Genomic DNA, 5,251 nt, shown 5'->3' with positions numbered 1-5,251 from the left:
GCTTTAAGACGTTTAAGTACGCCGTTTTTTCGATAACGGACGATGACATATCCAACGCCAAACAGAGCGCTAAACATAATATTCATGGCTAGAACACCTGGCAATAACCAGTCTATGTAACGTATTTCCTCCCCGCTGACCTGGGTTTTCTTAAATGGAAGGGACGATTGACCAGCATTTGAAGTGTCCAGGCCACTTTCTGTAGCTGATACATTATTAACTTCCGATCCGAATAGCACTTTTTCCAGTATATAACCGCTGGGAGACTGATTGTTTATCCAGTAGCGTTGTTCCCTGAGGTCAAACAGCATATCCAGCTGATGTTTTTCCACTTTGATAATGGATTTCTCGAGATTGCTGACCGGTACAAATTTTATGTATTGTGATTTGAAAAAAGGATGGCGAGATTGCGTTGTTTCATTCAGGTCTCCATAAATACCAACCTTATAAACATCAATGCTTTTATCGGAAAAGGCAAACGCAAATCCAGCCACAATGAGGATAGGGAACAGGAAATTCCAGCCAAGCGCGGACTTATCACGAATAAATTCGTAGTTTCTGGCTTTAAGTACGGCATAAAAACGTTTTACATTCATGTGCGCAATTCGTGTCCCGTTAGTTTAAGAAACAGGTCATCTAAGGTATGGCTGCGTATTTTCAGATTTGCCAGGTCAATATTGTTTTCTAACAATAACTGAATGGTTTTGTTGATGTCCTGTGACTCGATTTCTATCAAATTACTATGTTGCATAAATTTGACGGGGATTCTGGTTTTCTCAATATCAATATCCGTTGCCGGTAGTTGTAGCACCATGCTGTTAAAATGCTCAGTTAGTAATTGCTCAGGTGTGCCTCGCGCAATAATATCGCCATGATCCATAATCGCAATTTCATCACATAGCTCGTAGGCTTCTTCCATGTAATGCGTGGTTAACAATATAGTTTTGTTTTGCTGTTTAATATCGCGGATGAGTTTCCAGAAGTTACGCCGTGATTGTGGATCCAGGCCCGTGGTAGGCTCATCCAGGAAAAGAATGGAAGGATCATTCACCAGTGCGATAGCCAACAACAGGCGTTGTCGTTGCCCCCCTGATAACTGACGAGTATCCTGCTCCAGAAAGTCGCTCAGGGCACACTTTTCAACCAGCTCGGGAATGGGGGTCGTCTTTGGATAGAGTTTGCTAAATAACTCCAGTGTTTCTTTTACCGTAATAAACTCCTGTAATGCGGTCGACTGAAACATGATGCCGGCTGTATTTTTAAAGGCTTTCCCTAATGCATGACCTTTAAAAAGCACTGAGCCGCTGCTAGGACTCGCAATTCCTTCGAGAATTTCTATAGTGGTTGTTTTGCCAGCACCATTGGGGCCAAGTAATCCGAAGCACCCACCTGCGTCCAGTGTGAGATCAATACCGTTCACGGCAGTGATATTGCCAAATTGCTTGACAAGGTTTTTTACTTCAATGACCGGCGCCACAGTATATTCCTGCCTCACTGAATGGAATGGGGGAATTAAACCACCAAATACAGGTAATAATAACAGGCGTTATTGTATGCGCTTACGGGTGGGGAAATAAAGCTTAGCTGTTTGCTGCTTTGACGTCCAGGTCTACGGGTTGCTGGTCTGACATGACCATGGGTAACAACACAGTGAAGGTTGAACCGACTCCTGGAACGCTATCGACATTAATAGTGCCTTCCATCAACTGGCAGAGACGGTATGTGATGGCAAGCCCAAGTCCGGTGCCACCATATTTCCGTTGAGTGCTGCTGTCTGCTTGCGAGAAGGACACAAATAGACGGTTTAATTGCTCGCGATTCATGCCAATGCCGGTATCTTTAATAGTGAACTTGATCCATTTATTCTTATCAATGTGCTCCTGGTTTACGATGAGTTTTATTGTACCATCTTCGGTAAATTTACTGGCATTGCTGAGCAGGTTAAATAATATTTGCCGGACTTTGGTTAGATCCGCATTAACAATCCTGATATTGTCATCGTATTCAAGCTGAAAATTGTTTTTGTTTTTTTCAATGAGAGGCATTATTGTGCCATGAATTTCTTCTACGAGTGGTTTCAGGGCAAACTCCTCAAGGTAGACTTCCATTTTTCCGGCCTCAATTTTTGATAAATCGAGTACATCATTAATTAACGACAATAGATGTTTTCCTGCCATATCAACCTTGTTAATATCACTAAGATATTGTGCATGTCCGTCATCCGTTACTTCTTCACGTAGTAATTCATTGTATCCAAGAATGGCATTAAGTGGCGTGCGGAGTTCATGACTCATATTCGCCAGGAAACTACTCTTGGTTTGATTGGCTGCTTCAGCGGTTTCCTTCGCAACCGCAATTTTCTGAGAAATTTTGCGTTCTAATGTTACGCTGATCCAGTTGGTTATCAGTTTTAACAGGTCGATATCATTTTCCGAAAATGGTTTTCGCGGCTGTATGCTGGAAAAATTAACCGTGCCAAACTTGATTTGATTGACGTACAGAGGTAGCGCAATGTATGACTCAATGTGCGAAAACTCATAACAGGGATAACTGGCGTATTTCGATTCCTGTACATTTGGAATTGCAATTGTTGAGTTGATATCAATTGTTGAACTGCAAAAGGTTTTTTCAAGCGGAATCTCCTGGCCTGCCTTAACCGAATAGTCTTCAGGCGCCACAACATTGAGAAAGGTATTGGTGTTCTTGAGTTTCTCAATTTGACAAACTTTCCCGATTTCCATCCCCAGCAACCGACAGCCGAGTTTCAATGTTTCATTGATCTGTTCATCAGGTGACAGGCCTGACATGGAAGAGATTTCATATAAGGCCCGTATCCACTTGCTTTGGTCGAATAGCTGGGCCTCTGATTTGGCGGTGCGTTTTACCACGAAGATTGTAAATAGACCCAATAGCAGTGCTACGCTGCCTAATGAAAAAATAAACCAGTAGGTAGTTTGGTGCTCGGTAGTCGCTGATTGCAGTTCTGATTCAACAACATTGCGCTGTGAATCAAAAATGCTGCGTAGTTTATCAGCTAGTGTATGCTGGTTTGGGATGATGTCCTCAACCAGTTCACGGCGCGCATTGATTAACTGGCCCTGAATAATCTGGTTAGCGATGCGTTCCTGTCCCACACCACCATAGTTGGCGAGTTTGTCAGCGGTACGTAAAATTTCTCGTTCCTGCTCGGTGAGATGAGTCGCCAGCAGTTGTTCGCGGTTTTTCAGGTACATTTCGCCGTACTGGCGGAATTGAATATATTCATCATCCTGCTCGAAGGCATCTTTCAATTCCAGCATGTGATGCAGGCCGAGCGAACGTTTTTGCACAGCGTACAACATATTAGCGAGCAGGCGAGTTTGAGTCTGGCGTTCCACGAGACTTTTCAGACGCTGACTGCTGCTCGAGGCATTATTGACCCAAAGCACCAGGATAAAGACGATCAGTGCCAGAATCGCGACAAATCCCAGGGCGATGAACTTGCTACGCGAGCGATAGTCATCGATATCCTGGTTTTGCGTTGTACGGTTTGAGGGACCTAAATCCATATTTTTGTATAAAATTATTAAACCTGATCAAAAAGTTTATCGGCATTGGCCGTTGAAAATGTAGTCGTTTGGACTGGCGCGAAAGCGGTTGCTTTGTGTCATTAAATGATTTATAAATCATAAGCATAGCGATGTAATGCGCTCATGAGGTAGCTGCCTTAAGCGGCGGCACAAGAATAGATAATGTTCCATACTCGAAAGAACCTATAAAAAATACCAGCCAGAAGTTTCTTCGAGTGATATTCAGTGAAAACCGTAATATTATTAGGGGTATATAGTTTAAACGCGGGTAGCAAAAATTCCTGGCGCATAACCCTTAATCTGGTCGTAGGCTTTAATTACAACCCGGTTTTAATATGGCTAAACCCTGGGCTGTGGTCTCGATTTACAAAGTTCCAAAGATTCCGGTCGATAATGTCAAACATCACAATATATCAACACAAGCCATAGGCAGGGTCGCCTGCGCCTGAGCAGTGCACAGAACTTATTATGATTTTTCCCCAACCAAAATCGTTTCGAAAACTGTTGCTGATCGGCTTCTGTTTTGCGGTGTTACCATTGTTGGTTGCGGTAGGCTATGCCGCTGTTTATATGGATCAGCTGGCAAAGCAAAGCCAACAAGCGGTTTATCAGGCAGCGAAAGCCACCCAGACCAGTCGAACCCTGGTGGAAATACTCACCCGCCTGGAACGCACGGGGCGTCAGTACCAGATCCTGGGGGACACATCTTTATTAAACGGTTTTAAGGAAAATCATGCCCTTTTTAAAAAGGCGGCGGAAAACCTGCTGGAGTTTCAGCTCGATAAATCCATGCACGATCAACTGCAGTCGCTGGTTAATATAGAGCAATCCATATACCGGACGCTCACCAGGCAACATTACAATAGCACAGCGGCTAAAAACGCCGTCGAGAAGTTTCGAATTGCTTCTGAGCTGGCACGAAAAGTACTCGCGGGCAGTAACCGTGTTATCGATACCGAGGTGCAGGTATTGCACGACATGGCGTCAACGGCACAAAACCAGTTTGTATGGGTGGGACTAACCCTGATTCCAACCATCATCGTAATTGTGATTACTTTTTCGATTATTCTTTCACGCCCAATACGTCAAATTGACTACGCCATTAAAACCCTGGGCAGTGGTGTATTTAATGAGCCGGTTTATGTCACCGGTCCGGAAGATTTACAATATCTTGGGCAACGACTGGACTGGTTGCGCATGCGCCTTGCAGAAGTAGAAGAGGAAAAAGCCAAGTTTGTGCGCCACGTGTCCCATGAATTAAAAACACCTTTGACCGCTATTCGGGAAGGTGCAGACTTGCTGGATGATGGTGTGGTTGGTAATTTAAATCAGCGGCAACGACAGGTGGTAGAAATTCTGGTATCAAATACCAGTAAATTACAGCAATTGATTGAAGATCTGCTGAATTTCAGTGTCGCACATGCGAAGTTAACCACGGTGAATAACGAGCAGGTGAGTCTGGATAAACTGGTACATGGCGTATTAATTGATCAAAAACTTGCCATAATGGCCAAAAAGTTGAATCTTAAGACGAAACTTGAACCAATAGCTGTGAGTGGTGACAAAGAAATGTTGCGCGTGATTATAGACAATCTATTATCGAACGCAGTGAAATACTCACCTCCTAATGGTCGACTTGTCATTGCCGTTCAAAAAGTGGGGATGGACGCAAGAGTCGATAT

The 5,251-nt window shown here is 43.7% G+C and carries 4 protein-coding genes; 1 reads left to right on the top strand and 3 read right to left on the bottom strand.

Annotation, left to right across the window (positions count from 1 at the left end):
- The 3 genes from ACWVCM_RS10805 to ACWVCM_RS10795 form a co-directional block, all read right to left on the bottom strand.
- A partial coding sequence (locus ACWVCM_RS10805; protein ID WP_455201763.1) for an ABC transporter permease occupies positions 1 to 596 on the bottom strand: 596 nt, incomplete at its 3' end.
- A complete protein-coding gene (locus tag ACWVCM_RS10800) occupies positions 593 to 1,477 on the bottom strand; it encodes an ABC transporter ATP-binding protein (protein WP_455201762.1) in 885 nt (294 codons plus the stop codon). The genes ACWVCM_RS10800 and ACWVCM_RS10805, both read right to left, overlap by 4 nt.
- Positions 1,478 to 1,580: 103 nt before the next feature.
- Positions 1,581 to 3,548 carry a GAF domain-containing sensor histidine kinase gene (locus ACWVCM_RS10795; protein WP_455201761.1) on the bottom strand — a complete coding sequence of 656 codons (1,968 nt, stop codon included), beginning with the start codon at positions 3,546 to 3,548 and terminating at the stop codon, positions 1,581 to 1,583.
- 489 nt (positions 3,549 to 4,037) lie between these two features.
- Here ACWVCM_RS10795 and ACWVCM_RS10790 point away from each other — a divergent pair.
- Positions 4,038 to 5,251 (top strand): sensor histidine kinase (locus ACWVCM_RS10790; protein ID WP_455201760.1); only part of this gene is annotated, 1,214 nt, incomplete at its 3' end.

This window comes from Kaarinaea lacus, from assembly GCF_975902315.1.
This window is presented reverse-complemented; position numbering and strand designations above follow the sequence as displayed.